General features: G+C 54.8%; 23 protein-coding genes and 1 riboswitch. Of the genes, 17 read left to right on the top strand and 6 right to left on the bottom strand.

Annotated features, from left to right (window positions below; genetic code table 11):
- Nucleotides 1–83: 83 nt before the first annotated feature.
- Nucleotides 84–818, bottom strand: a complete 735-nt coding sequence (locus tag QZ305_RS04490) for a hypothetical protein (protein WP_294730414.1) — start codon at nt 816–818, stop codon at nt 84–86.
- Nucleotides 819–929: 111 nt separating this feature from the next.
- Here QZ305_RS04490 and QZ305_RS04485 point away from each other — a divergent pair, with 111 nt between their 5' ends.
- The 9 genes from QZ305_RS04485 to QZ305_RS04445 all read left to right on the top strand — a co-directional run bounded on the left by QZ305_RS04485 (nt 930) and on the right by QZ305_RS04445 (nt 8,041).
- Nucleotides 930–2,285: a replication-associated recombination protein A gene (locus QZ305_RS04485; protein WP_294730415.1), complete on the top strand. Its 1,356-nt coding sequence runs from the start codon at nt 930–932 to the stop codon at nt 2,283–2,285.
- A complete protein-coding gene (tsaE, locus tag QZ305_RS04480) occupies nt 2,282–2,749 on the top strand; it encodes a tRNA (adenosine(37)-N6)-threonylcarbamoyltransferase complex ATPase subunit type 1 TsaE (protein ID WP_294730413.1) in 468 nt (155 codons plus the stop codon). Before QZ305_RS04485 ends, tsaE begins: the two co-directional genes overlap by 4 nt.
- Nucleotides 2,746–3,363: a tRNA (adenosine(37)-N6)-threonylcarbamoyltransferase complex dimerization subunit type 1 TsaB gene (gene tsaB / locus QZ305_RS04475; protein WP_294730412.1), complete on the top strand. Its 618-nt coding sequence runs from the start codon at nt 2,746–2,748 to the stop codon at nt 3,361–3,363. The genes tsaE and tsaB overlap by 4 nt, the downstream gene beginning before the upstream one ends.
- Entirely contained in the window at nt 3,329–3,847 is a 519-nt protein-coding gene (gene rimI / locus QZ305_RS04470) for a ribosomal protein S18-alanine N-acetyltransferase (RefSeq protein WP_294730410.1), read from the top strand. The genes tsaB and rimI overlap by 35 nt, the downstream gene beginning before the upstream one ends.
- Nucleotides 3,838–4,839, top strand: coding sequence for a tRNA (adenosine(37)-N6)-threonylcarbamoyltransferase complex transferase subunit TsaD (gene tsaD, locus QZ305_RS04465; protein WP_294730409.1), 1,002 nt, complete (start codon nt 3,838–3,840; stop codon nt 4,837–4,839). The genes rimI and tsaD overlap by 10 nt, the downstream gene beginning before the upstream one ends.
- A 93-nt stretch (nt 4,840–4,932) precedes the next feature.
- Nucleotides 4,933–5,658 carry an HAD family phosphatase gene (locus QZ305_RS04460; RefSeq protein WP_294730408.1) on the top strand — a complete coding sequence of 242 codons (726 nt, stop codon included), beginning with the start codon at nt 4,933–4,935 and terminating at the stop codon, nt 5,656–5,658.
- Nucleotides 5,658–7,199 carry a glutamine-hydrolyzing GMP synthase gene (gene guaA, locus QZ305_RS04455; RefSeq protein WP_294730407.1) on the top strand — a complete coding sequence of 514 codons (1,542 nt, stop codon included), beginning with the start codon at nt 5,658–5,660 and terminating at the stop codon, nt 7,197–7,199. Before QZ305_RS04460 ends, guaA begins: the two co-directional genes overlap by 1 nt.
- A gap of 177 nt (nt 7,200–7,376) precedes the next feature.
- Nucleotides 7,377–7,562 (top strand): nucleotidyltransferase family protein, encoded by a 186-nt coding sequence (locus QZ305_RS04450; protein ID WP_294730405.1) that lies wholly within the window; start codon nt 7,377–7,379, stop codon nt 7,560–7,562.
- A 71-nt stretch (nt 7,563–7,633) separates the two neighbouring features.
- The gene (locus tag QZ305_RS04445; protein WP_294730404.1) at nt 7,634–8,041 is read left to right on the top strand and encodes an HI0074 family nucleotidyltransferase substrate-binding subunit; all 408 of its coding nucleotides are present in this window, start codon (nt 7,634–7,636) and stop codon (nt 8,039–8,041) included.
- A gap of 145 nt (nt 8,042–8,186) precedes the next feature.
- Here the strand turns inward: QZ305_RS04445 and QZ305_RS04440 are convergent, their stop codons facing one another.
- Nucleotides 8,187–9,368: a cation:proton antiporter gene (locus QZ305_RS04440; RefSeq protein WP_294730403.1), complete on the bottom strand. Its 1,182-nt coding sequence runs from the start codon at nt 9,366–9,368 to the stop codon at nt 8,187–8,189.
- A gap of 70 nt (nt 9,369–9,438) precedes the next feature.
- Nucleotides 9,439–9,512: riboswitch (Fluoride riboswitch) on the bottom strand.
- 276 nt (nt 9,513–9,788) lie between these two features.
- Here QZ305_RS04440 and QZ305_RS04435 point away from each other — a divergent pair.
- Nucleotides 9,789–10,235, top strand: a complete 447-nt coding sequence (locus tag QZ305_RS04435) for a GNAT family N-acetyltransferase (RefSeq protein ID WP_294730402.1) — start codon at nt 9,789–9,791, stop codon at nt 10,233–10,235.
- Nucleotides 10,236–10,372: 137 nt separating this feature from the next.
- On the opposite strand, the gene QZ305_RS04430 is transcribed toward QZ305_RS04435, so the two are convergent.
- A complete protein-coding gene (locus QZ305_RS04430) occupies nt 10,373–11,473 on the bottom strand; it encodes an AraC family transcriptional regulator (protein WP_294730401.1) in 1,101 nt (366 codons plus the stop codon).
- Between the two features lie 361 nt (nt 11,474–11,834).
- Here QZ305_RS04430 and QZ305_RS04425 point away from each other — a divergent pair, with 361 nt between their 5' ends.
- The 5 genes from QZ305_RS04425 to QZ305_RS04405 all read left to right on the top strand — a co-directional run bounded on the left by QZ305_RS04425 (nt 11,835) and on the right by QZ305_RS04405 (nt 18,049).
- Nucleotides 11,835–13,286: an MFS transporter gene (locus QZ305_RS04425; RefSeq protein WP_294730400.1), complete on the top strand. Its 1,452-nt coding sequence runs from the start codon at nt 11,835–11,837 to the stop codon at nt 13,284–13,286.
- A 37-nt stretch (nt 13,287–13,323) separates the two neighbouring features.
- Complete coding sequence (locus QZ305_RS04420; RefSeq protein ID WP_294730399.1) at nt 13,324–14,577, top strand: MFS transporter; 1,254 nt, start codon at nt 13,324–13,326, stop codon at nt 14,575–14,577.
- A 43-nt stretch (nt 14,578–14,620) separates the two neighbouring features.
- Nucleotides 14,621–16,207: a hypothetical protein gene (locus tag QZ305_RS04415; protein WP_294730396.1), complete on the top strand. Its 1,587-nt coding sequence runs from the start codon at nt 14,621–14,623 to the stop codon at nt 16,205–16,207.
- Nucleotides 16,208–16,300: 93 nt separating this feature from the next.
- The gene (locus tag QZ305_RS04410) at nt 16,301–17,257 is read left to right on the top strand and encodes an ROK family protein (RefSeq protein WP_294730395.1); all 957 of its coding nucleotides are present in this window, start codon (nt 16,301–16,303) and stop codon (nt 17,255–17,257) included.
- Nucleotides 17,258–17,464: 207 nt separating this feature from the next.
- Nucleotides 17,465–18,049 carry a hypothetical protein gene (locus QZ305_RS04405; RefSeq protein ID WP_294730394.1) on the top strand — a complete coding sequence of 195 codons (585 nt, stop codon included), beginning with the start codon at nt 17,465–17,467 and terminating at the stop codon, nt 18,047–18,049.
- 127 nt (nt 18,050–18,176) lie between these two features.
- Here QZ305_RS04405 and QZ305_RS04400 read toward each other — a convergent pair whose 3' ends face one another.
- Nucleotides 18,177–18,719 (bottom strand): SDR family NAD(P)-dependent oxidoreductase, encoded by a 543-nt coding sequence (locus tag QZ305_RS04400; RefSeq protein WP_294730393.1) that lies wholly within the window; start codon nt 18,717–18,719, stop codon nt 18,177–18,179.
- A gap of 28 nt (nt 18,720–18,747) precedes the next feature.
- A complete protein-coding gene (locus QZ305_RS04395; RefSeq protein WP_294730392.1) occupies nt 18,748–19,017 on the bottom strand; it encodes an SDR family NAD(P)-dependent oxidoreductase in 270 nt (89 codons plus the stop codon).
- A 127-nt stretch (nt 19,018–19,144) separates the two neighbouring features.
- On the opposite strand from QZ305_RS04395, the gene QZ305_RS04390 reads away from it, so the two are divergent.
- Entirely contained in the window at nt 19,145–19,609 is a 465-nt protein-coding gene (locus QZ305_RS04390; RefSeq protein WP_294730391.1) for a MerR family transcriptional regulator, read from the top strand.
- A gap of 16 nt (nt 19,610–19,625) precedes the next feature.
- Nucleotides 19,626–20,561: a LysR family transcriptional regulator gene (locus QZ305_RS04385; protein WP_294730390.1), complete on the top strand. Its 936-nt coding sequence runs from the start codon at nt 19,626–19,628 to the stop codon at nt 20,559–20,561.
- A gap of 174 nt (nt 20,562–20,735) precedes the next feature.
- Here the strand turns inward: QZ305_RS04385 and QZ305_RS04380 are convergent, their stop codons facing one another.
- Complete coding sequence (locus QZ305_RS04380; RefSeq protein WP_294730389.1) at nt 20,736–21,593, bottom strand: HAD family hydrolase; 858 nt, start codon at nt 21,591–21,593, stop codon at nt 20,736–20,738.
- Nucleotides 21,594–21,675: the final 82 nt, after the last annotated feature.

Here is a 21,675-nt window from a genome sequence, read left to right as displayed (position 1 = left end):
GGAGCTGTCCCTGGCAACGGGGATATGTAAACTATGACAAAGTAGTTTGCAACGGCTGCGGAATTCAGATCCGGCTTGGAAATTCATTCCTGATTCAGAAGATACAGTATTGCCACGCTGGACAGTCCGGTTGCGCGGGAGAGCTGTCGGATCATGTTCTGCTGCCGGTCTTCCAGTTCACGGCTCTGTTTCTCCAGGCCTGCTTTCTTTCTCCGCAGGTCTTCGCTTACTTTGCGCAGATTCTCTTCTTTTTTTCGAAGGCTGTATTCGTGTTTCTGCAGAGCTTCACCCTTCAGCCGGTATTCTTCCTCCAGCACAGCCAGCCGTCTGTCCGTTTCCGGCTCCCGGAAAAGAAGACCGAAATTCCGGATTTCCGGATTCTCGATGTATGTGCGCCAGTTTTCGCCGACGAAGACAAACCGGATCTCCATCATGCCGGCTGCAGCGGCTTGCAGGGACCGGCCGATGAGAAACCGGGCGGAGGACAGACAGTTCTGGACCTCCACATCAATTACATACACCTTTTCTCCATTGTTGCTTTCCTGAATGGAAATCACAGGAGAATCGAACAGCACCTGACCGTGAATGGGGTCGTTTTTCTCTGTGTCTGTCAGAGAATCCGCAGTGGCATCCGGGAGGACGCCTGTGGATTTAACGAGTGAAGCGGCAATTTCCGGGATGGATCCTGCGAAAAGCTGCAGGAATCCCGAGTGCAGAAACCAGGCCAGCAGCGTTCTGGACTGCAGGGCTTTCCTGACGTATCTGTCACACCAGTAAGCGGGACATAGCCGGCAGACTGTAACTTGACCGTCTTGCAAAGTTGTGAAGCCGGGCGCAGTTCCTGAAGCGTCTCAAGAACCGCGTTTCCATACACGGGGAAGTAGAGACACGATATAATGAACCGTATGAGACAGACCACACTGTTTGACATGGAAGAAGAACCGGCGGCTCCCGTTTCCCGGGATACCCTGGAGCCGGACATGAATGCACCTCTGGCTGACCGGATGCGCCCGCAGACTCTGGAAGAATACATGGGGCAGAAAGCACTGGTGGGACCCGGTCATGCCCTGCGGCAGATGATCGAATCGGATTCCGTCACATCCATGATTCTCTGGGGACCACCCGGGGTGGGAAAGACCACACTGGCCCGGATCATTGCCCGGGGCACAAAGTCGCGGTTCGTGAATTTCTCCGCTGTGAATACCGGTGTCCGGGACATCCGGGTCATCATGCAGGAAGCTGAAAAAGCCCGGGAAGCGGGGATCCATACGATCCTGTTCGTGGATGAGATCCACCGCTTCAACAAATCCCAGCAGGATGCCTTTCTGCCTTATGTGGAAAGCGGCCTGGTGACCCTTATTGGCGCCACCACGGAAAACCCCAGCTTCGAGCTCAACTCGGCGCTGCTTTCCCGGTGCCGGGTATTCACCCTGGAGGGGCTGAAAAAGGAAGACCTGATCCGGCTGCTGGAACGGGCGCTGCGCGATCCCCGTGGACTGGGGAGCCTGAAGGTGGACATCACACCGGAACAGCGGGCCAATATCGCCGGATACGCCCATGGAGACGCCCGGTTCTGCCTGAATACCCTGGAAATGGCGGTGAAGTCCTCACCGCAGGATGTGGAAGGCATTCACATCACAGATGAAATCCTCAGCCAGACACTGTCCCGGAAAACGATGATGTATGACAAGGACGGGGAAGAGCACTACAATGTGATCTCCGCCTTTCACAAATCCATCCGCAACTCCGATCCGGATGCGGCTCTGTACTGGCTGGCACGGATGCTGGAAGCCGGAGAGAATCCTCTGTACCCGGCCCGGCGGATGATCCGCATGGCCAGCGAAGACATCGGAATGGCCGATTCCCGGGCGCTGGAAATCGCCATTGCAGCGTATCAGGCAGCGCAGTTTCTCGGGATGCCCGAATGCAACGTGCACCTGGCACACTGCGCGGTATATCTCTCCCTGGCTCCGAAATCCAATGAAATGGAAAATGCCTATTTTGCCGCCCGGGATGATGCCAGAGCCACACTGGATCAGCCGGTTCCCCTGCATCTGCGCAATGCGGAAACCAGACTCATGCAGGATCTGGGCTACGGGAACGGATACGAATATTCCCACAATTACCCTCATCGCATGACGGACATGGTCTGTCTGCCGGAGGGACTGAAACACCGCACCTACTACCATCCCTCGGATCAGGGATCGGAAACCGCTGTGCGGCGCAGAATTGCGCAGATACATGCGATTAAAGATGAATATGCGCGAAGCAGGAGGAAAAAATGATCAGAGAAATCCATTCACTGCAGGAAACTGCACAGCTGGCGCAGGAGATCGCGCAGCTCATCCGGGACGCCGATGTGACCCTCTGCCTGGACGGAGATCTGGGAGCGGGCAAGACCACTTTCACCAAGGCCCTGGGCAAAGCCCTCGGCGTGAAATCCGTCATCAACAGTCCGACGTTCACCATTATGAAAAACTACAAAGATGGCAGCGGCCGTCCCTTTACCCACATTGACGCCTACCGGCTGGAGGGAGCGGATCAGGACCTGGGGTTCGAAGAGGTCTTTGAAGAGGGAATCAGCGTGGTGGAATGGTCGCAGTATATTGCTGACCAGCTGCCGCAGGACACGATCCGCATTGCCATTTCCCAGGGAACCGGGGAAGAGCGGACTTTTGACATCACCGGGACCGGTTGCTGGCAGAAGGTCTTCGGACTGACACAGAACACACAGGAGGATGCAGCATGATCACGCTGGCCATGGACACAGCCTACCGTCATCTCACGGCGGGGCTCTATGATGACGATACCCTGCTGGCAGGGACAAGCTCTGAATGCTTCAAGAAACAGAGCGAAGCACTGTTTCCCCGGCTGCAGCAGATTCTCGACGATGCCGGGCTGTCCTTTCAGGACATTGACCAGGTGGTGATCACCGACGGCCCGGGCAGCTACACCGGTGTCCGGATCGCCATGACCGTGGCCAAGGTGCTGGCAAGTCAGCGGGGAATTCCTCTGTACACCCTGAGCACTCTGCAGCTGTATGCGGGAACGGCATCGTCAGCCAATGTGCTGCTGGATGCCAGAAGTCACCGGGCGTATGCGGGTCACGTGGAAAACGGGGTCCTGACGGAGCCGGAGCAGATTCTCACGGAGGAGGAATACGAAGGGTTTGTCGGTTCACATCCGGGTATTCTGCTGGGAGATGTGGCTGTGGGTAGCCGGAATCCGGAAACGCCGGACTTTCTGAAGAATTTCATTGATCTGAGGGATCAGTGGGTGCCGGTGTCCAATGTGCATGCGGCGGTGCCCCGGTATCTCAAGGAATCCGATGCCTACAAAACTCCGGGTGGTCATGGCTGCTGACGCAGGGCGGCTCCATCTGACAGAGGCTGGCGTTCAGGATGTGGCCCGGCTTGCCCGCATGGAAGCGCTCTGCTTTTCCCTGCCCTGGAATGAAGCCGGTGTCCGGGGGGAGCTGGAGAGCAATCCCTTCAGTCACGCCTGGCTGCTGCGGTTCCGGGATGAAGCCGGCCTGGATGCAGTGGCAGGCTATGCCTTTATGTGGGAGACCTTTGAAACGGCGCAGATTGCCCGGATCGGGATTCTGCCGGAATACCGCCGGCAGGGTCTGGGAGCCGGGTTTCTGGATCTGCTGAAAAACCGGGCTGCCGGTCAGGGATGCGAGTTTCTGCGGCTGGAGGTGCGGGCTTCCAACCAGGCGGCGATCGGCCTGTATGAAAAAGCCGGCATGATCCGGGCCGGGAGAACAAAACAGTATTATTCGGATGGGGAAGACGCGCTGATCATGGCGCTGCCCCTGGAAAGCGAGGAAACAACATGCTTGTGATTGGCATTGAAAGCAGCTGCGATGAAACCGCGGCAGCGGTGGTCAGAGACAAAAAGGAAATCCTGTCTTCGGTGATCGCCTCTCAGATCGACACCCACAAAGCCTTTGGCGGGGTGGTGCCGGAGGTGGCAAGCCGCATTCATGTGGAAAATGTCTCCGGTGTCATCGCCAAAGCCATTGAAGATGCCGGTGTATCCATGGAGGATGTGGACGCGGTTGCCGTTACTGCGGGCCCGGGGCTGGTTGGATGCCTCCATGTGGGTGTGCAGGCGGCCAAGACGCTGGCAGCGGTGTGGAACAAGCCGCTGATTCCGGTGCACCACCTGGCGGGTCACATCTATGCCAATGAGCTGGTGACAGACCTTCGTTTCCCGCTGGTGGCGCTGGTGGTCTCCGGGGGGAACTCGGAGCTGGTCTATATGAAAGACGAGAATTCCTTTGAGATTCTGGGAGAAACCCAGGATGATGCCATTGGGGAGGCCTATGACAAAGTAGCCAGGGTCATGGGACTGGGGTATCCCGGCGGACCGGTGATCGACCGGCTGGCCAGACAGGGATCTGCGGTCTATGAACTGCCGGAGCCGAAAACCCAGGGGCGCTATGACTTCAGTTTCTCCGGTCTGAAATCCGGTGTGCTGCAGTTCATCAAACGCTGCGAGCGAAAAGGCGAAACCTTCACGCAGGAAGATCTGGCGGCGAGTTTCCAGAAAGCGGCTCTGGATGAGCTCTTTGACCGGGTGAAGCTGGTGCTGGAAGACCATCCGGAAATCCGGCATTTTGTGGTGGGCGGCGGTGTATCCGCCAATTCCGGTCTGCGGCAGCGGGTGGAAGAACTGCGGCAGCAGTATCCGGAGATCGAATTCACGGTGCCTCCCATGCGCTGCTGCACGGACAATGCGGCGATGATTGCTGTGGCGGGTGAAATTGCCGCCGGGCAGGGGCGTGTGGCAGATGCATCCCTGACCGCGGATCCGGGCTGGGAAATCTGCTGAGGAAAACCGCCGGTGGTCTGTTCAAAGACAGCCGGGCCACGGTATCATGAAATGAGTCCGGCTGGTGGCAGCCGGTGTGCAGGAGGACAGGGAATGGAAGAGAAGAAACCAGTCGCGGCGCCTTTTGACGGGGCGCAGATCCGGGGTGTCATTTTCGACATGGATGGTCTGATGTTCGATACGGAAACCATGTTTCTCAAGGTGCTGCCGGAAATCGGCATGGCAAACGGCTATGATATTCCTCCGGCGGCAGCCCGGGCCATGATGGGCTGCGACAGCCGGAAAGCCGTGGAACTGGAAGATCAGTATCCCGGTCTGAATCACTGTCTGAATGAAGAATATACGCCCAACCGGCTGAAGTATTTCTATGAGATGTTTCCGGCACCGGGGTCTGCAGACGAGCCGGGGCTGTGCGAACTGACGGAATATCTGGAGGAACAGAACATTCCCTATGCGGTGGCCAGCAGCTCCACCCGCAGCGACATCATGGCATTTCTGGCCCATGCAGGCCGGCAGCTGCATCCGGCGTGCATTCTCTCGGGCAAGGAAGGATTCCGTTCCAAACCCAATCCGGATATCTTTCTGGCAGCGGCCATGGAGCTGGGAATCGACCCGGCGCAGGCGCTTGTCCTGGAGGATTCAGCTCATGGGGTGAAAGCTGCCAGGGACGGCGGGTTCCCCTGCATCTGGATTCCGGATGTGGTTGAGCCGGATGAGGAAATGCGCCGCAACATACAGATGGAACTGCCGACGCTGGCGGATGTGAAGGAATGGCTGGAACAGGCCCGCGGCAGAAAACAGGAAAAGGAAGGTAAGTAATGGCAGACAAAATCGTCGTGCTGGATTTCGGATCCCAGTACAATCAGCTGATCGCAAGACGAATCCGTGAATTCGGCGTCTATTCCGAACTGCACTCCAACGAAATGACTCTGGAAGAGATCCGGGCGCTGGGAGATGTCAAAGGCATTGTGTTCTCCGGCGGTCCCAACAGCATTTATGAAGCTGATGCCCCCAAGTGCGATCCGGCGATCCTGGAAAGCGGCATTCCCGTTCTGGGAATCTGCTATGGCATGCAGCTGATGCAGTATGTCCTGGGGGGGACGGTGGAAAAAGCCGAATCCCGGGAATACGGCAGGACGGAAATCGATGTGGTACATCCCACGGATCTGTTTGCGGGTCTGCCGGAACATGAGACCGTCTGGATGTCCCACGGGATCAAAGTCACCGCACTGGCTCCGGGCTTTGAGCAGGTGGCCAAAAGCGACAACTGTCCCTTTGCGGCGGCAGCGAATGTGGAAAAAGGCATGTACTGCCTGCAGTTCCATCCGGAAGTGCGGCACTCGGAGTATGGCAATGACATTCTGAAAAACTTTGTGTTCAACATCTGTCATGCGGATGCGAACTGGAGCATGAAGAACTTCATTGAGGTGCAGAAAGAGAAAATCCGCCAGCAGGTGGGCAGTGACAAAGTTCTGCTGGGACTTTCCGGCGGTGTGGACTCCAGCGTGGTGGCGGCCTTGCTGCATGAAGCCATCGGGGATCAGCTCATCTGCATGTTCATTGACCATGGTCTGCTTCGCAAGGGCGAAGGGGATTCTGTCATGGAGACTTTCGGAAAGAACATGAATGTGAATCTGGTGCGGATCGATGCGAAGGACCGGTTCCTGAAGAAACTGGAAGGCGTCAGCGATCCGGAAAAGAAGCGGAAGATCATCGGCAACGAGTTTGTCTACACCTTCGATGAAGAAGTGAAGAAGCTGACGGAAGGGGAAGACATCAAATGGCTGGCGCAGGGGACGCTGTACACGGATGTGATCGAGTCCGGGACCAAAACCGCGCAGACCATCAAGTCTCATCACAACGTGGGGGGACTGCCCAAGGACATGCAGTTCCAGCTGATCGAACCGCTGAATACACTGTTCAAGGATGAAGTCCGGGCGCTGGGTACCGAACTGGGACTGCCCCATGAAATGGTATGGCGTCAGCCGTTCCCCGGACCGGGTCTGGGTATCCGGATCCTGGGCGATGTGACGGAGGACAAGATCCGGATCGTGCAGGATTCCGATGCGATTCTGCGGGAAGAAATTGCGAAAGCCGGTCTGGAGCAGGACATCTGGCAGTATTTCACGGCGCTGACGAATATGCGCAGCGTGGGTGTCATGGGGGATGAACGGACCTATGATTATGCCGTGGCCATCCGTGCGGTGACATCCATTGACGGCATGACAGCGGACTGGGCCCGCATTCCCTTTGATGTGCTGGACAAGGTGGCAAACCGGATCGTGAATGAAGTGCCCCATGTGAACCGGGTACTGTACGATATCACTTCCAAGCCTCCCGGAACCATCGAATTCGAATAAAACAGCCGAAAAGCCTGCGGTTTTCCTGAAAACCGCAGGCCTTTGCGCTGTTTTGGGGATGTGCGGGATGCAGGAGCGAGAGGAGCTGCAGAGAGACTGAGCAGAATTGCGGGATTCCGGGAAGTGAACGGGGACGGGTATAATACAGACAGATAGCCAGGAAAGGAGTCAGGAAATATGACAGGCACTGTTTCACCCAGAATACAGCGGGAAATCAGAACCTTTGCCCGGCAGTCTGGCGCAGAACAGGTGATTCTGTTCGGTTCCAGAGCCCGGGGAACCAATGGCATGCGCAGTGATATTGATCTGGCTGTCAGAGGTGGAAATGCTGATCTGTTTGCTGCACTCATTGTTAAAAGCTGATGTTGTGAAACTAACGGCTGAACTTTCTGAAGATCTTCAGAGAGAAATAGAAAGAGATGGAATTGTGCTTTATGAAAAAAGCCGATAACTATACTTCATCACTGGATGTTCTTCGCACAGCGGATTTTTCAGAGGCACAGGAAAACGAAATTCACCGGATGGGTGTCATTGGTCAGTTTAATCTCACCTTCGAACTGGCATGGAAAGCCCTGCAGGCAGTGCTGTGCCTTCATGGAATACAGGCAGATACCGGATTGCCCCGGGAAATCCTGAAACTGGGATATCAAACCGGATTCCTGCAGGATGCGGCTGTCTGGCTGACAATGCTGAGAAAAAGAAATACATCCATCTATATATATGATGAAGACGAAGCGGATGAACTGGTCCTGATGATTCGGGACAGCTTTCTGCCGGCTTTCTCAGAACTGGAAGCCACTTTGCAGGAAAAAATCAGAGAAGCGGACCAGCTATGGGACTGAAGCAGCCAAAACAGCCGAAAGGCCTGCGGTTTTCCTGAAAATCGCAGGCCTTTGCGCTGTTTTGGGGATGTGCGGAATGCAGCGGGAAATCAGAACCTTTGTCCGGCAGCCCTTTGCGCTGTTGGGAAGAAGACGGGCAGGCGTCTTACGCCAGTGCAGTCAGAAGCTTTTTATACAGTTTGTCGATGCCGACCGCACCCAGCGGTGCAGTGATGAGAATCGCGAGCACAGCCACCGTCAGGACCTTCTGTCCGCAGGCCAGTCCCATGGACAGGGGAATGGCACCGATCGCTGCCTGGACAGTGGCTTTGGGCGTATAGGCAATCATGCAGAACAGTTTTTCCGATCCCGTCAGCCGGGTCTTTACCAGAGACAGGGCCACACCGGCCATCCGGAACATCAGGGCCCCCAGCACGAGAACGATTGCCGGTGCTCCTGCAGCAAAGGCATACTGCAGATCCACAGTAACGCCCACCAGAACGAACAGGAAAATCTCTGCCGGGATCCACAGCAGGCTGTATTCGTCACAGAGGGTCCGGGCCAGATCAGGGCTGCGGCGCTTCAGGAAAATCCCCAGGCTCATGATTGCCAGCAGGCCGGAAAGCGGCACAGTTCCCTCCAGCCGGTTCTGCAGTTCCAGCAGCAGAAAGGAAACACTGAGCAGAATCAGGATTTTCACAGTGTCCCGCAGCGGACAGCTCCGGAAGAACGCATGCAGACCCAGCCCCGTCACCATGCCGGCCAGAACCCCGGTCAGAATGGAGACGGGAATCTGCAGGAGGCTGAGCGCAGAAAAGCTGCCGCTGGACGCCAGGGATGTCAGGGCGGAAAAGACCACAATGACAAACACATCATCCACGGAAGCTCCGGCCAGCAGCAGCTGCGGAATGCTGTGGTCTCTGCCGTATCCGTTTTCCATCAGCCGGATCATTCGGGGTACGATCACAGCCGGCGACACCGCTGCAATGACACTGCCGGTGATTGCAGCTTCCAGCAGTGAGACACCCAGCAGCGGGGGCGCCAGCAGCATGGTCCCGATGATTTCCGCGCAGGCAGGCACAAAGCACAGGAGCACGGCAGGACGTCCCACCTTTTTCAGGTCCCCCAGATTCAAAGACAGGCCGGCTCTTGTGAGAATGATGACCAGGGCAATCTGCCGCAGATCCGACGAGATATTCAGCAAAGAGGAATCCAGCAGATTCAGGGCATGTGGACTGAGAAGGATCCCGGCAAGGATCATCCCCAGCAAACCGGGGAGTTTCAGTTTCGAAAACAGTCTTCCCATGAACAATCCGGACAATACAATGATGGCAATACTCGTCAGCACGAAAAATCCTCCTTTTCATTCTGTAAAATTACAGCGGGCAGAAATCAAAAAATGCTGATGATTTCTGCATCGGTCTGCAGAAGTCATCAGCATGGAACATGCGGTTCAGGTTTCCCTCGGGAGAACTTCATTCCCGTTGATCAGATTCAATCACAAAGAACTGTCTGTTTCAAGACTCTTCCGGCGAAACAGGCGGCAGGTCTCAAAAAAACACAGTTCATGAACCGGCAGGAACGCAGTTCCGTGTCCTGCAAGGAGAGATCAGAGAGAACCTGAGATTCATAATCCAGTTTCTGCATGGCAGGTACTTCTTCCGGACGGTTTCACCACTATACAACGGACCTGCCTGTCAGACAACGGATAGAGGAACAGTCACCGTTTTTTTTTTGATATAATGACCGGAAACAGGGAGGAAACCGGATGAAAATACAGGAAGTCAGAGACAGAAACAAACCGCTGCCGGATCAGCTGATCCGGATATGGGAAAGATCGGTGAAAGCCACGCATCTGTTTCTGTCGGAAGAGGAAATTGCAAACATCAAAACCTTTGTTCCCCAGGCCCTGCAGCAAGTCCCCGCGCTGGTGGTGGCCGAAGATGACACCGGCAGGCTGACAGGGTTCATGGGCATTGCGGATGGACATCTGGAGATGCTGTTTGTGGACGACGAAGCCCGGGGAAAAGGAACCGGCAGACAGCTGCTTTCCTGGGGCATCCGGGAGTATGGCGTCCGGACACTGGCGGTGAATGAACAGAACCCGCAGGCACAGGGCTTTTACGAACACATGGGATTTGAGGTGTATAAACGGACCGACCATGATGAGCAGGGCAATCCCTGGCCGCTGCTGTACATGGAGCTTGCGGATTGAGACGGAGTGGTTCCGTATCCACTCAGGTACAGAACAGGGGCTGTTTTGCAGAAACAGTCGAAGTCAGCCATCAGGGAACAGAATCAAACCGGGAATCAGATTCCTTTGCGGGAGTTGTGATTCCCGTTTTTTTATGTTCAGGCAGACAAAGTCACAGGCTGTTTTTCCTGATCCGGGACCGGAAACGCCTCCCCGGAACGGACGGCAGTCCGGTAAGATCCCGGTGATATGCCATAGCGTTTTTTGAATTGCCGGGAGAAGTGCTCCAGATTTTCAAACCCGGTATTCTGCGCAATAACCGCAATGGAATCATCACAGGTTTCCAGAAGATGTCTGGCTTTGTTGAACCGGATCCCCTGCACGATATCGGTGAAGGATTTTCCGGTTTTCTTTTTGATCAGTCGTGATACATAGCTGGCAGAGAAACCGAAGTCATCCGCCAGCTGCTGCAGATACACCGTTTTGTAGTCCTGTTCAATTCTGGCAATCATTTTCAGAATCGTTTCGTCTCCGGAAAATGGCTTTTTGGGAAAGGAAATGCCTGCTTCATGATCCTGCAGGATTCCGGCAAAAATCAGTGTCAGCAGGGCGTTCAGCGCCATCGCCTTGAAAGGTTTGTCAGAGCCGGACATTTCAGTCAGATCCAGGACCAGGTCCCGGATGCGTGGATCCCGGTCCGTATCTGCAATCATCCAGGAGCTCTGTTCATACAGATACAGGGACTGATTGAGAAACGTGGAAATGGTGTTGGAAAAGCGGAGCAGGGAATAGAACGCATCCTGAAATACTTTCCCTGATATGAGGATGTTGAGCACCAGAGAATCATCGAATACTGAAATGCTGTGTTCGGTCAGCGGCGTGATGATGTTGAAACAACCTTCGTTCAGAGTGAATTCTCTGTCACCGAATGTCTGCCGGCATGATCCGCGGAGCACATAGACCATCTCGAAAAATGTGTGAGCATGGCGGAATACAGGTGTATAGCGATTGTGCTTGTACACGATGATTTCATCCTGATCCAGAGATCCTGTCACCATGGATTCATCCATGTGGACCGGCATCCAGCTGCCTTGAATTTCGGGGACGATCAGTTTTTTGTGGTACAGCTGCTCTTTGTCCAGCCCGGCCAGAAACTGTCTGAAAAAAGCCGGATCCTGACGCGCCAGATGAAGAGTCAGATAAAACTGTTCATGCTCGTTGTAGGTTTCCAGTTCCTTCCAGGTTGATTCTCTTGACATAGTGATTCGCTCCTTTATGAACAGTATACAAATCAAAGCCGGAAAAATGCAGATTTTTGGACAGAAGGCAAAAAAAGACAGCATATATCTCCGGAAAGCAGCCCGGCTTCCTGGCAGAACCGCATGTCCAGGGGGCTTTGATGTTTTATGACCTTCCATGCATTTTCCGGATTCAGCAGACATAAATAATCAAATCAGCGGGGCAGAATGAATCATTCAGAAGAAAACGCTTACAACATACAATTCTGGTGTAAGGAAACGGCGGGATATCCAATCGAAGGCCTGGATTGAAGATCGCGCATTCCGACGCAGCGGATAAAATCCGGCTGCAGGACAGGAGAGGAGAGACCTGGAAGCAAGCATGACAAATTCGAAACAAAAAGCAGTACAAAACCCCGCAACTCCGGCAGCAGCCTTCACCGGGGGACTGACCCGGGGATTCCTGTGGCGCCAGCGGATCGGATATGGGGCAGCAGACTTTGCCTGCAATCTGATCTGGCAGATGATTTCCCTTTATCTTCTGTATTACTACACCGATGTTGCACATCTCAATGGCGGCGCCATCGCTTTGATGTTCGTCGTCTGCCGGGTTATTGACGGCATTACCGATCTGCTGATCGGCTGGGCCATTGACCGCACCCATACCCGCTGGGGGAAATCCCGGCCCTGGTTTCTGTGGGGTACGATTCCCTTTGCCATTTTCGCTTATCTGGCGTTCTCGGTCCCCGAATCCATGGACACGGGAGCAAAGCTGATTTACTGCTATGTCACATACATCGGTCTGTCCTTTATGTACACAGTGGTCAATATTCCCATGGCTTCAATTCTTCCCGCCCTGACAGAAGATGCAGATGAACGGACTACCCTGGCCTCCGTACGGCAGGTGTTTGCCTTCATCGGCTCCACAGTCGTCAGTGTATTCGGACTGCGCCTGGTGGATCTGCTGGGCGGTGGCAATGAAGGTCAGGGATTCCGATGGGTGATGCTGATTTTCGGCATCATCGGCACACTGGTGTTCTTCTTCACATTCTTCAACGTACGGGAAATCAATCACCCGGCTGTGGAGAAAAAAACCGGACTGAAGGATGCCCTGCATTCGCTTGTTCACAATGGACCCTGGCTGATATTCGCACTGAATATCCTGATGATGTTCGGCGGGCTGTTCATTCAGAACGGCGCACTGGTGTATTACTATACGGCGGTCATCGGAAGCCGGGATCTGTCCATCACAGTGGCTTCCATCATGTCCATTGTACCGGTGTTCGCCAATGTTCTGGTCCCGTTCTTTGCCCGGAAGATCAAAAAGCGCACGCTGTTCGAACTGTCTGCCGGCATCCAGGTTCTGGGGCTGCTCATCATCTGGGCATCGGGTCTGAATACAGCCGGAATCTGCACAGGCGCGTTTATATCCGCGTTCGGTTCCGGCGTGAAAACAGCCATCTACTTCTCCATGCAGGCAGATCCGGTGGACTACGGTCTCTGGAAAACCGGTGTGGATACTGCCGGTACATTGTCCGCAGTCAATGGCTTTCTGGGAAAAGTGGCCATGGCTGCTGCCGGTGGTATTTCCGGCTTGCTGATTGACTGGGGTGGCTATGTGGGCGGAGCCCAGGTGCAGACCTCCGGCGCCCTGGAAGCCATCCGCTGGATGTATCTGTATCTGCCGCTGATTCTCAACCTGCTGTCCATGGTCATCATGATGTTCTACAAACTGGATGACATCTATCCGCAGATCCGGCGGGAACTGGATGAACGGAAACAGGGACTGCAGCAGAAGGAGCCCGCTGCACCGGCTGCAGGCATACAGGAATGACTGAAAACAGAAAGAAACAGGAAAGGATAACACACATATGAACGAAAACACTCTGACATCGAAATACAAACCGCTTCTGATCAGTGCCGGACTGGGATCCATCCTTGGATCCGGAATTATTGTCTCTCTGGCAGGCACGATTACCGTGTGGCAGAATGTGCTGAATCTCAGCGCTTCCCAGGTTGGCCTGATCAGCTCGCTGCTCACCCTTTCCATTGCCGCCGGATCTCTTCTGGCGGGGAAAATCACCAGATCCCTGGGTCTGATCCGCTCCTTCAACATTCTGAATGTCTTTTTCATCATCGGCACGGTGCTGATCATGACAGCCCAGAATTTCTGGATGCTGATGGCAGGAACGGTGATTGCCGGTTTCTTCTCCGGAGCCGACCTTCCGGTTTCCCTGACGATGATCAGCCACGATGCGCCCAATGAAAAAATCAGCGCCGAGCTTGTCAGCGGGACACAGGTTTACTGGACCCTTGGCATTCTGCTGGCAACGCTGTCTGCCTTTGCCACATCCACACTCCCTGGCGCCTGGTCACCCAGAATCTGCACGGCCATTGTCACACTGGTGGCAGTCCTGGCTGTATGGATGAGAAACGGCAGTGCAAAAATCAGGGACCTGCATGCTCAGGCACCGAAACGCGAACAGCCGGAGGATGGAGAAAAAGTCAGCGTGGTGAAGCTTCTCTTTGGCAGACAGACCAAACCGTATCTCGGATTCTTTCTCTGCATCCTGATCTTCTACTGCGGCTGGAATCTGCTGGCGAACACCTTCGGTCAGTTCCAGACCTATATGCTGGTCAAAGCCAATGCTTCCCAGACCTTTGCCACGGGCGCAGGTGTCATTCTCACGATCGTCTGCCTGGTGGTTGCCCAGATTTTCTCGAAGATTGCCGGCGGAAAGAACCGGAATGTGGCATTTGTCATTGGCGTGATCATCATGGTGGCGGCGCTGGTGGGACTGGCATTTTCCGGATCCAGTCTCTGGCTGATTGTCGCCTGGATCGCGCTTCAGAACGTGGGCAGTACCTTTGCGGGAGAAGCCATGTACAAGGTCTGGACGCAGGAATCTTTCCCGGCGGCATACCGCAGCGGCATTCAGGGGTTCATCAACGGGTTTTCCAGACTGTGCTGTGCTGCTTTTGCCCTGATCACACCGGTTCTTGTACTGCCGGAGCATATCCGGACGACGATGCTTGGTTTCGCTGCTCTGATTCTGGTTTCCGGTATCGTGGGCATGGTTCAGATCCGGCTGCAGAAGAAATACAACGTCGGAAGCAATGACTGATGACGTCCTGAACAGGTGACAACAGAGAACAGGGAGAACAAATATGACATTTAAATTTCAGATCAACGACGAGATCCGCTTCCGGCACGATCGCCAGCTCCTGGACAAGGCAGAGGCTTTCCGGCCCAAAATGCATCCTGTGGTCCGCAAGCCGGTGCGGGCGGTGGAACTGACGAAGAATGAATCACTGCTGGAGGGATGGGGCATGGCGGAAATCCATGCGGACATGGAGAAAATGGCGTTTTCCAAGGGCCAGAGCATCATTCTGGATTTCGGACGGCATTGCACAGGACGGTTTTCCATGGACATCCGTTCCGTCGGTTCACCGATGGATGCGCCTTTGTATCTGCGCCTGCGGTTTGCCGAGGTGCCCGCTGAACTGGCTCATGAGTCAGAGGAATATGATGGCTGGCTGTCCAGAAGCTGGATTCAGGAGGAATTCATTCACCTGGATGTACTTCCGGTACGACTGGAGCTTCCCCGGCGGTATGCCTTCCGGTATGTGGAGCTGACTGTCATCGACACTTCGCCCAAATGGGCAGCGGTGTTCACGAATCCCGAAGTTCTGTGCGCTTCCAGCGCGCCGGGGAATGCAGAAACGGTTCCGGTTCCGGAGGATCCGGAACTTGCCAGAATCTATGAAGTGGGACTGCATACTCTTCAGGAATGCATGACGGATGTATTTGAAGACGGCCCCAAGCGGGACCGGCGGCTGTGGCTGGGGGATTTGAGACTGCAGGCTCTGGCTTCCTATGCGAGTGAAGACAACCCGGATCTGGTGAAACGGTGCCTGTATCTGTTTGCGGGAATGACCAGCGAGGAGGGGGAAATATCCGCCAATGTATTTACGCAGCCTTCGCCGCAGCCGGATGACACCTTCCTGTTCGATTACTCACTGTTCTTTGCCAGCGTACTGCATGATTTTCTGCAGCAGCATCCGGATGAGATGGTTCTGGAAGACCTGTATCCGGTGGCGAAGAAGCAGATGGATCTGGCACTGCAGCAGGTGGATGAAGAAGGCAGACTGCACCTGCAGAAAGACCGTCCTGTGTTTGTGGACTGGTCCCAGGAGTTTGCCAAGGACACAGCAGGGCAGGCCATCATGATTTACACGCTGAAGCATTTCATCGAACTGACCCGGATGAAGCGGGAAGATACAGCCCCGTATGTAAAGCAGCTGGAGAAGCTGGAGAATGATGCCCGAAACCGGCTGTATGATCCGGAGAAAAAACTGTTCCGTGCGGGAGAAGAGGGAACAGAGTACAACATTGCCTCTCAGGTCTGGATGGTGCTTGCCGGTGTCTTTGGGCAGATGAAAAACAGGGAGATCATGACGGAAGCCATTCAGCAGCTGTTCCCGGTGAAGGGCATTGTCACTCCTTATATGTATCACCATGTGACCGAGGCTCTGTTTCAGGCAGGGCTGAAACAGGAAGCAGTCGGACTGATGAAAGCATACTGGGGAAAAATGATTGAACTGGGTGCGGATACATACTGGGAGGCATTCGATCCGGATCAGCCGGATTACTCTCCCTATGGCAGCCCGATCATTTCCAGTTACTGCCATGCCTGGAGCTGCACACCGGTGTATCTGATTCACAAGTATCTGCTGGCTGACCAGCCAGCATGAAAGACCTGGCTTTCCTTTGCGGATGCAGGAAGCTTTGAGAAAATAAAGAAGAGAGTGAAAACCGCGGCAGCGGTTCCGGAAAGGAATTTGAATATGACGAACTTTGATTTGACCAGGCCGGAAGCGGCAGACAGCGTCTTTGTCTTTGACATTGGCGGGACATTCATCAAATACGCGCTGATGACCAGAGAAGCGGACATTCTCTTTAAAGGAGAAGTTCCCACTCCCATGACTTCTCAGGAGGAATTCATCCGGACATTGTATGAAGCCTGGGCTCCCTGTGCAGATCAGGCTGAAGGAATCGCCTTGTCAATTCCCGGTAATGTGAATGCAGACACCGGCGATGTGATTACGCCAGGCTCTCTGACCTACAACCGGAATACCAATGTAGCCAGTCTGCTCAGAGAAGAGATTCAGCGACGGACCGGGCGGCTGGTTCCGGTGTGGCTGGAAAATGACGGAAAGGCAGCTGCTCTGGCGGAAATCTGGAAAGGAAATCTGCGGGGATGCCGGGATGGAGCAGTGATCGTTCTGGGAACCGGTATTGGCGGAGGCATCGTGGTGGATGGCAAGGTTCACAAAGGAAAGGATTTCTTTGCAGGGGAGCTCTCTTTCCTGATGGGGAATGTGGAAGAATCAGAATTTGACAAGGCAATGGGAACGAACGCCAGCACTGCGGCTCTCACCGGCATGGTGGCAGCTGCAGCGGCACTCGATGCCGAAGAAGTGGATGGATACAAAGTCATGGAGCTCCGGGAAGCGGGAAATGAGGCAGCCGTTGCCTGTTTCGACCTGGTTTGCCGGCGCCTGTCGGGTCTTGTTTACAACCTGATCTGTCTGATGAACCCGGAGCGGGTGCTGATTGGCGGAGGAATTTCCCGACAGCCGCTGCTGATACAGACCATCCGGGATATGACGGAGCAGAGACTGGAGCAGATTCGTCAATGCGGGTTTGATATTCCCGGTACAGAAATCATGAACTGTGCCCATCACAATGATTCCAATCTGATTGGGGCTTTGTACAATTATCTGCTGCATGAAACACAGTGAGGGCGATGCAGCCCTGCAGGAAGAATGCACCGGAGGTATGCCGCAGAATCGGCGGTCAGGAGCGCCGGTGCTTTTCTGCGCAGTTCCGGCAGACCAGCCTTGCCTGATTTCCACCTGCAGACTGTAAAATCCGGCATTCATGCTGACAGTATGCGTGGCATACTGTTGTCAGCAGCTGTTGCAGCTGACAGCAGAAACAGGAGGTGGATGACTGTGAAGGAGCATGAAGGTGAGCGCTGCAGCCCCGGATTCCAGGGTGAACTGTACCGGATTGACTTTCCGGAATTCAAGGCTTCCTGGGTATACATCTGTCCCTGGGAAACGAGACTCCGTTTTTTCACGGAGAAGAAAGACCGGCTGGTGAAGTCCGGAGACCGGGTATTGAAACTGCCGGATGACCGGGAGCAGATTGAAGAAATCATCAGCAGAATTCAGGGAGATCCGGAACCGGAAGAATCGGAAGTCTGTCAGAAAATGAGAAGAACGGCAGTTGCCCTGAAAAAGCGGTTCATGCGGGCAGCCGGACAGATCAAATGGCTTATCCTGCTGGCCATGGCTGCTTTTCTGCTGCTCATTGCCGCAGGCATTCACTTCAGTCTTGGCAGAAATCCGTTTCTGGTGATCGTGTATCTGATCATGGCACTGATTGTGCTGGCAGCCGGAATATTCCTGGCTGTCATCTGGACGCGTGTTGCAGCTGTTCTGGGACAGCTCTCTTCGGAAGAGCTCTGGGATCTGACTTCCCATCAGGCAGAGAATCTGATCCGGTCCCAGCTGTCAGGCTTTCTGTGAAGCAGTGCCTGGCTGCAGACGGGCCGCTGCCCGATGCAGACTGCATCTCTGCCGGGAAAACCGGAAAACCGCCGCATGACCGGTCATCATCACCGGGACACGCGGCGGTTTTGGCATTCAGCGATATTCAGAAGGCATCGGATTTTCCGTCAAAGGAAGTTTCTGCAGCTCTGGAGCGCCAGGCATCGGTATCCGCCTGTATGGAGGCGCACCAGCTGTCCAGCACCGCCGGGGCATCTTCGCCTGCAGGCAGATGCAGCGGCGGCTGAGAAACACCGGCAGCTTCCACAATCAGCCTGGCCAGTTTGACGGGATCCCCCGGCTGCTGATGGCATCGGGCTTCCCGGACAAACTCTGTCTGCCAGCGGAAGGGATCATAGTCCGGGATATGCAGATCAGGCTCTGTGCGCCATTTGCCTTTGTCGTAGAAACCGGTTCGGAACAGCCCCGGCGCCACATTGGTCACATGGATTCCGAAAGGTGCCACTTCAAAGGCAAGAGCCGTGGAAAATCCCGTGACCGCAAACTTGGAGGTGTGATAGGGCACAGGTCCGGCGCTGTAGCCGGCGCCGGAGGCAATGTTGAAAATATGACCGCTTCTCTGCCGGCGCATGACTGGCAGCACAGCCCTGGTGACCCGCATGAGTCCAAACACATTGACTTCAAACATCTGCCGAAGGGACTCTTCGCTGGTTTCTTCAAAACAGGTGACACCCCCCATAGCCGGCGTTGTTGATCAGAACATCAATTCTGCCAAAACGCGCCAGAGTCAGATTCACTGCTTCCCGGTATCTGGCATCATCCGGATCCGATACATCCAGTTCCAGCGTCAGCAGATTCTCCCGGCAGGCCTCCGGCACGGGATAACTGCCTGCTTTCCTGGTGGCTGCCGCAACGCAGTCACCAGTCTTCAGAATTCCCTCACGATAGCCGCGCCCAGACCCCGGGCAGCCCCGGTGATAAACCATACTTTTTTCATGTTTCTGTTTCCTTTCCTGTTTCTGAAGAATCCGGATTCCCTGTATAATCAGGATAACCTTGAAGCTGACTTTACAGTCAAGAGAATACAGGCGCCAGACGCCGGGAGGAGTCACCATGGGTTATTCCGTGAAACAGGTCTCTGCCATGACCGGTCTGCCGGTATCCACACTGCGTTATTACGACAAAATGGGCTTGCCGCCTGGTCTGGAACGCAGACCATCCGGGTACCGCAGCTTTACGGACGGAGATCTGGAAATGCTCAGAATCATTGACAGTTTCAGGCAGACCGGCTTGCAGATCCGGGACATGCAGGAATACATCCGTCTTGTGCAGCAGGGCACCGGAACGCTGGAGAAACGGTATGAGATGTTTCTGGATCAGGAAAGGAAACTGAAAGCCCGGATGGCAGAACTGGAACAGGCGCTTCAGGTCACCCGTCGGAAACTCCGGTACTATCAGGAAGCGCTGAAAACCGGTTCGGAAGACAGTCTGCCGCCTGCTTTCTGCCTGCAGATGGAAACGGGCAGTGACGAAATGGTGACAGCTGATTCCGCAGTCCGCAAAACAGAGTCTGATTGACGGCAAGGAGAATCCCATGGAATTTCGAACACTTGTCTATTTTATGGAAGTGGCACAGAAGAAATCCTTCACCAAAGCCGCCGCCAGCCTTCACATTTCCCAGCCGGCACTGAGCAAGCAGATCCGCCTGCTTGAAGAGGAACTTCACTGTCAGCTTTTTGAACGCTTTCCCCGTCAGATCCGGCTGACAGCTCAGGGCGAGGCATTTTACGAGCAGGCCATCAAAGTCAATTTCATGAAGGAACAGCTGCTGGATCAGTTTCGCAACTATGATGGCGAACTGCATGGAACCATCAAACTGGGGGTCATGGACCAGAGTCTTCTGTTTGCCGGCAGGATCCTGGCGGAGTTTCTCAGGCAGCATGCCAAAGTCAGTCTGGAACTGACGGTTCTGCCGGAAGAAGCGCTTCATGACGGGCTGGCGCGGGACCTGTTCTCCTGTGTTCTGCTCACGGAGCCCTGTTCGGCAAACGACTGTGATTACTTTGCTCTGCCTTTCACCCACCCCTGGGGCATCATCGCCACAGACACCAGTCTGGAGGGCAAAGAGGGCATCCAGGCACGAGATCTGCGGACCATGAATCTGGCCGTTCCCGACCGTCTGCTGGTCCGGAACCTTCTGGCAGGATGGATTGGGGGAAACGAACGGGGGACCCGGCCGGTGATGTACTATACCGGGGTCCAGGAGATGTATCCCCTGGCTCAGGCAGGCAGTGTACAGATTCTGGCGCTGGAACCCGATGGGCTGCCGGCGGATCTGGTGTTCAGGCCCCTTGTCCCCGCAGTGACTTCGCGATGTCTGATGGCCTGGAACAAGTACCGGCTTCTGTCGGTCCTGGAACAGCAGTTTCTGGATGCTTTCTCCCAACACAGAGAAGAAGAGACAGTGACTGCCGAAGCAAGGAAATCCAGGAACGATGAAGACCAGCCTCCTGTAGTTCAGATAGTCTGATCTGTTCTGCAAGGAAGCCAGAACTTCACAGAACAAAGCCGCCGGATGCGGGTATGCAGCCGGCGGCTTTGCTGTGCCGGAACACAAATCTGCACAGCAGAAAAGCGGGAACCATACCGGTCATGGCGCATGGTTCCCGCTGCTGTTTCAGATGCCCGCAGTCTGCAGGCTGCCTTATTCTTTTACCGGTTCGAACAGTCCCAGATGCTCAAAGGCTTTGTACAGCCCGTCATCATTCACATCCGCTGTGACATAGTCTGCGGCTCCCTTGATCTCGGGTCCCCCGTTGCCCATGGCTACGTTGAATCCGCAGAGCTCGAACATGGACAGATCGATTTTTGCATCCCCGAAGGAAATGGTATCCGCCTGCTCTGCCTGCAGATGCCTCAGCAGTGCTTCGATGGCGGACTTTTTCGTGATTCCCGCCGGACCCAGGTCACCGAAGAGCGCATGTTCTCCTTTGCCGCCCCAGGTGTTGGCTTCCAGATCCGGGAAGTCTTCGGCAGAATCGGCATGATCCTGGAAAGAAGACAGAATGAAACTGATCTTGTTCACATCATCCCGGTCCATTTCTTCATAGGGCAGATGGATCATCTGCTGCAGAAAATGCGAGGAAGATGTTTTTGCGGCAGCCGGATCCGCCCCTTTGTCCAGGGCGTACTGGACCATGACATCCGGTCCCTGTTTCAGCATGCTGTCATCGCAGAACATGCCGGCATTGCTTTCCAGATAAAAGCCCAGCCCTCTTTCCCGGCACCAGTCCACAATGGCCCGGGTCTGTTCTTTGCTCAGGCCCTGATGCAGAACGACTTCTCCGTCATCTTCCACATAGGCACCATTGCCGCCGATCATGCCATCCAGTTCCGGAAGATCCCGCTCCAGAATCTCCGCTTTCGAACAGCCGGTGCAGATATAGACTTTGTGGCCCGCCCGGCGGGCTTTGTTCACCGCCTCTCTGGCGCTGTCGGGGCAATGGGCTTCGTAGTCAATCAGCGTTCCGTCCACATCCAGAAATACGATTTTCCGTTTCATGGAAATTACTCCTTTATATGCTGCTGTATCCTGCGGCAAGGCAGAAACCGCAGGCAGGCTGATTACAGTTTCCGACAGCCTG

This window comes from uncultured Faecalibaculum sp. (genome assembly GCF_910588395.1).
Classification (GTDB): Bacteria; Bacillota_I; Bacilli_A; order Erysipelotrichales; family Erysipelotrichaceae; genus Faecalibaculum.
Note: the sequence above shows the minus strand (reverse complement) of the source record. Positions and strands in the feature narration are given on the sequence as shown.